The 3,913-nt window shown below is 42.6% G+C and carries 4 protein-coding genes; 2 read left to right on the top strand and 2 right to left on the bottom strand.

Features of this window, described 5'->3' with window-relative positions:
- Nucleotides 1-234 precede the first annotated feature (234 nt).
- A complete protein-coding gene (locus tag AB3112_RS09215; RefSeq protein ID WP_367334353.1) occupies nucleotides 235-621 on the bottom strand; it encodes a type II toxin-antitoxin system HicB family antitoxin in 387 nt (128 codons plus the stop codon).
- A gap of 2 nt (nucleotides 622-623) precedes the next feature.
- A complete protein-coding gene (locus AB3112_RS09210; protein WP_314322568.1) occupies nucleotides 624-800 on the bottom strand; it encodes a type II toxin-antitoxin system HicA family toxin in 177 nt (58 codons plus the stop codon).
- A 253-nt stretch (nucleotides 801-1,053) separates the two neighbouring features.
- Between AB3112_RS09210 and AB3112_RS09205 the strand changes: the two genes are divergently transcribed.
- On the top strand, nucleotides 1,054-2,982 hold the full coding sequence (locus AB3112_RS09205) for a protease pro-enzyme activation domain-containing protein (RefSeq protein WP_367334352.1): 1,929 nt from the start codon (nucleotides 1,054-1,056) through the stop codon (nucleotides 2,980-2,982).
- A gap of 88 nt (nucleotides 2,983-3,070) precedes the next feature.
- A complete protein-coding gene (locus AB3112_RS09200) occupies nucleotides 3,071-3,538 on the top strand; it encodes a hypothetical protein (RefSeq protein WP_084974004.1) in 468 nt (155 codons plus the stop codon).
- The last annotated feature ends 375 nt before the right edge of the window (nucleotides 3,539-3,913 follow it).

Raw genomic sequence — 3,913 nt, 5'->3', positions numbered from 1 at the left:
CTTTGTGGTTAATTCAAATCCTGTCGAATTTGAATTAACCACTTTTTCTTTTTGTTAAAGTGGAAGCTAAGCGCGGTTCTTGATCTCTCTTAAAACCTGTCCCGCTTATTGACTTCAATCCAAAACAGGAGTAAATCAAAAAGTCAGACGATTTTTGATTTACTCCTGTTTAATTTTGGGACTTATGTCACAGCCCCTTTGTTGTTATCGTTAAACACATCAGCAGTTCTTTAATTAATTAATTAATTTATCTTCCAATGCCTGTGTCAAGACCTCCGAAAAGTTGATATGCTGGTCTTTTCCCATTTTAACCAAATACTCTGGGATCGAAACATTTTTCCGGACTGTTTTAGACGTTCGTCTGCGATAGTCTTCCATGTCTAAAGAAACAATGGTTTTGATATCAGCTCCTGTAACTTGAATATCTTCGAGAGCGGTTGGTTTTGGCCACGTCATTTCGTCTACCAGCATCGTGCCGATTAGATCAGTAGCCATTTCAAGTGCTTCTTCCATTGATTCACCTTGGGTCCATGCACCGTTGTTAATGTCTGGGATCTCAACGCTATAGCCAGTTTTTTCGGGGTGGAGAATTACGGGGTAAATTACTAATTTATGAGCCATCACTATACCTTCTTTATTCCTGCTTGTTTTAAAATACCGCTTTGGGTCCCTTTTTTGAGTTCTTTTGTGTGCATTGGAACTGGAACCGTTATTTTGGTCTGGGGGTTAAACATGATTAGATGCGATGATTTACGCTGTCGCTTCCTAACGAAGCCGTTCTGTCGAAGAAGCTCGATCATTTCTTTGGGGGTCATAGGCATGATTATTCGTCCTCTGTGTTTTGTATTATACACAACAATGTGTATTAAGCCAAATAATATGATTCTTTTTGGCGCATACATCATAAATACGTAAGGCAGAAGTTGAAAATTTATTGAGTGACATTACAATCGGTGTTTTTGCACAAAATAGTTGTTAATTACCCAGCAGCCTTATCAAGCGTTCTATAATAATTGTGAAATACTTAAAATGACGTTTGAAGGGGAGTAAATTATGAAACGTTGGGGGATTCAAATATTTATTTTGGGAGTTAGTTTGTTAAGTATCGGAGTTGGTACTCAAAATGTTCAAGCTAAAAGTGATCCAATTGCCGAAACCTATGGTGCATTGACATCGACTAATTTGTATCGGCCGGCTGCTATTAAGTCGAGTACGAATACTGTCATTGATATTGTGTTAAAGCCAAAGGATAAGACCGCTCTTTTTCAACAGGCACTTGATGTTAATACGCCTGGAAACTCACAATTCAAAAGCTATCTGACACCCAGTGACATTCGGGATAAATACGGCCAGCCACAGTCGGTTACCGATGCTTGGAAAGCTTATTTGGCCAAGCATCATCTCAAAACGTTTGTCTATGATAATGGTTTGTTACTGACCGTTTCCGGCAAGGTGAAGGACTTCGACCAAACGTTTAAGATGAATATGAAAACCGCAACTTACCACAGCAACCCGCTTCAGTTCAGCAAGACCCAACCGGTTATTCCGGCAAGTCTGGCCGATACGGTTTGGACGGTTCTTGGAATGGGGAATCATAACCGTCACTACGTCTTTCCCAATGCGCCAAGTGCAAACGCACAGGGACTTGATAATACCTATGCGTTTGCCGGCTACACCAAGCAATTTACTGACCGGTATAACGTTCAGTCACTCTATGATCAAGGACTTACCGGTAAGGGTCAGACGATTGGGATCATTGCCTTTGGCGGTATGAAGAAAAGTGACGCTTACCATTTTTGGAAGCACGAAAATGCCAGCACCGATATGAGCCGGTTGACTGTTAAAAATGTCCCTAATTCAATTCTTGATCCTAAGTTGAGTGGCGGAAATGATGCGGAAACCAACATGGACGTTGAATACGCTGGTTCCGTTGCCCCACAAGCTGATATTCGCATGTATTGGAACCATAACAGTGTGCCGACTTTGGTTAACATGATTAATGCTTATTCATTGGCGTTTAATGAAAATAAGGTGAGTGCAATCTCAAGCAGTTGGGGATTAGGCTCCAGCAATCTGCTTAATCTGTTGAAAGCTCGTAAAGTTTTGACGCCTTATTATTCAGACGTTTTAAATGTTGTCCTGGCACAGGGCGCACTGCAGGGGATTTCAGAATTTGACGCGGCTGGAGATGATGGGGGCATTCCTTACAGCATCGGCGGCATTTCCGGCAATCATGTCTTGCTCAACCGTTCGGCCAACTCAACGCCGGTGATGGAATCTAATCCGTGGGTTACCTCAGTTGGGGGGACCACGTTACCATTCTCAAAGAACTTTGGAACGTCCACAAAAGTCGGCGCAATGCCACTTGGACAAGTTTCTGTCGCCAAAGAACGCAGCTGGGGGATGGATTATCTCTGGCCGGCCTTTGAAAGCCGTCCAAATTTGATTGCTCAGGTACCATCTCTTCTGAGCGTGGCCGGCTCCGGTGGTGGCGGTGGGTTTAACAAATTGGTACCAACCCCGGCCTACCAGAAGGATGTTTCCGGGGTGAACACGTTTAATGCCCGCAACTACTTGTCAAATCTGGATCAGCCGATCTTTGACTCTGACCTGGTTCATGGGACCAGTACGGGTCGAAACTATCCGGACGTTTCTGCAGACGCTGACTCGATGACGGGATACATGATCTACTATCCAATGGGTAAGATTAACTGGATCCCATCTGGTGGTACCAGTATTGCCTCTCCTCAAATGGCCGCAACGGCTGCGTTAATCAACAGTCAACCGGGTCGAAAACGAATGGGCTTCTGGAATCCGCAAATTTATCAGCTGGCTTCGCAAACTGACTCGCCGTTTCGTCCGCTTAACGATACAACCGATAATTCCAATTTGTATTACACCGGTCAGACCGGAACGGTTTACAATCAAGCGAGCGGCTTGGGGACAGTCGACTTTGCTAAATTAGCACAGCTATACAAGTAAGCAGGAATCCAGTTCAGGATTTTGCATCAGCGAAGGATATCTGTTACACTACTTTCAATTGCGATTTTGCAAACGAAAGGAAAGATGTATGAAATTCTCCAAAACACTATCCGTAGTAGCCGTTACCCTTGGGGTGGGCATTATTGCCACAGAGGCACAACCGGTTCATGCAAAGACAACTACCCATGCAATTCCAAAAACATTGCAGGGGACTTGGCTGGGAAATTATCATGATGATTTATTTGGCAATGTGCCGGTCAAATACCGACTGACCAAATATTCCTTCCGCCAAGGTTCATCGAAGGCGTCTGAAAATGCGGATGCCAGAACCTATTACGTGAATATTAAAAAATACCGTGCGACTAAGGCAAAAAGTTTCTTGTTTAAGGTTGCCAATAAAGCAAATCAACACGGGTACTGGAAGCTGACATTGTTATCAGCAAACCAACCAGTGTACTTGAAGCACGTGAAACATAACGGAAAAACGGCGCTCAAGATGTATTACAAATCAAGTGATACCAATAAGGTGCAAACCAGTTATTTTTATCATCAATAATGATTAAATAGGACTGTTAACAGGCATTGTGTCTGTTGACGGTCCTATTTTTGTTGCTGATTCATCAGTAGGTTTAAATATTTAATATTAATTTCATTTTTTAATGAAATACCGTTGAATATATTGGTATGATGTATGTAGAGATATCGCTTGCACGTTTTGGTGGCGATATGATTACACCAAAAAACTGATAGATTGTGAGGAATTTATATGAGTAAAATTTCTATTCGAGGCAGTTTACAGACCAAGCAGATCGAAGGCAGTTATTCGGATGTTGAAAAAAAGATTGTCGCAGATTTAGATGCAGCTCAAGTGAAGGATGGCAAGAAGCCATTTTCAAAGATTGCAGATGAGGTCGTTATTGAACCGTACAAG

Origin of the sequence: Lentilactobacillus sp., assembly GCF_040773105.1 — a bacterium.
GTDB classification, from domain to species: domain Bacteria; phylum Bacillota; class Bacilli; order Lactobacillales; family Lactobacillaceae; genus Lentilactobacillus; species Lentilactobacillus parabuchneri.
This window is presented reverse-complemented; position numbering and strand designations above follow the sequence as displayed.

Coding starts and splice junctions, on each gene's coding strand:
- AB3112_RS09215 (WP_367334353.1), bottom strand. CDS start 621: ATGGCTCATAAATTAGTAATTTACCCCGTAATTCTCCACCCCGAAAAA.
- AB3112_RS09210 (WP_314322568.1), bottom strand. CDS start 800: ATGATCGAGCTTCTTCGACAGAACGGCTTCGTTAGGAAGCGACAGCGT.
- AB3112_RS09205 (WP_367334352.1), top strand. CDS start 1,054: ATGAAACGTTGGGGGATTCAAATATTTATTTTGGGAGTTAGTTTGTTA.
- AB3112_RS09200 (WP_084974004.1), top strand. CDS start 3,071: ATGAAATTCTCCAAAACACTATCCGTAGTAGCCGTTACCCTTGGGGTG.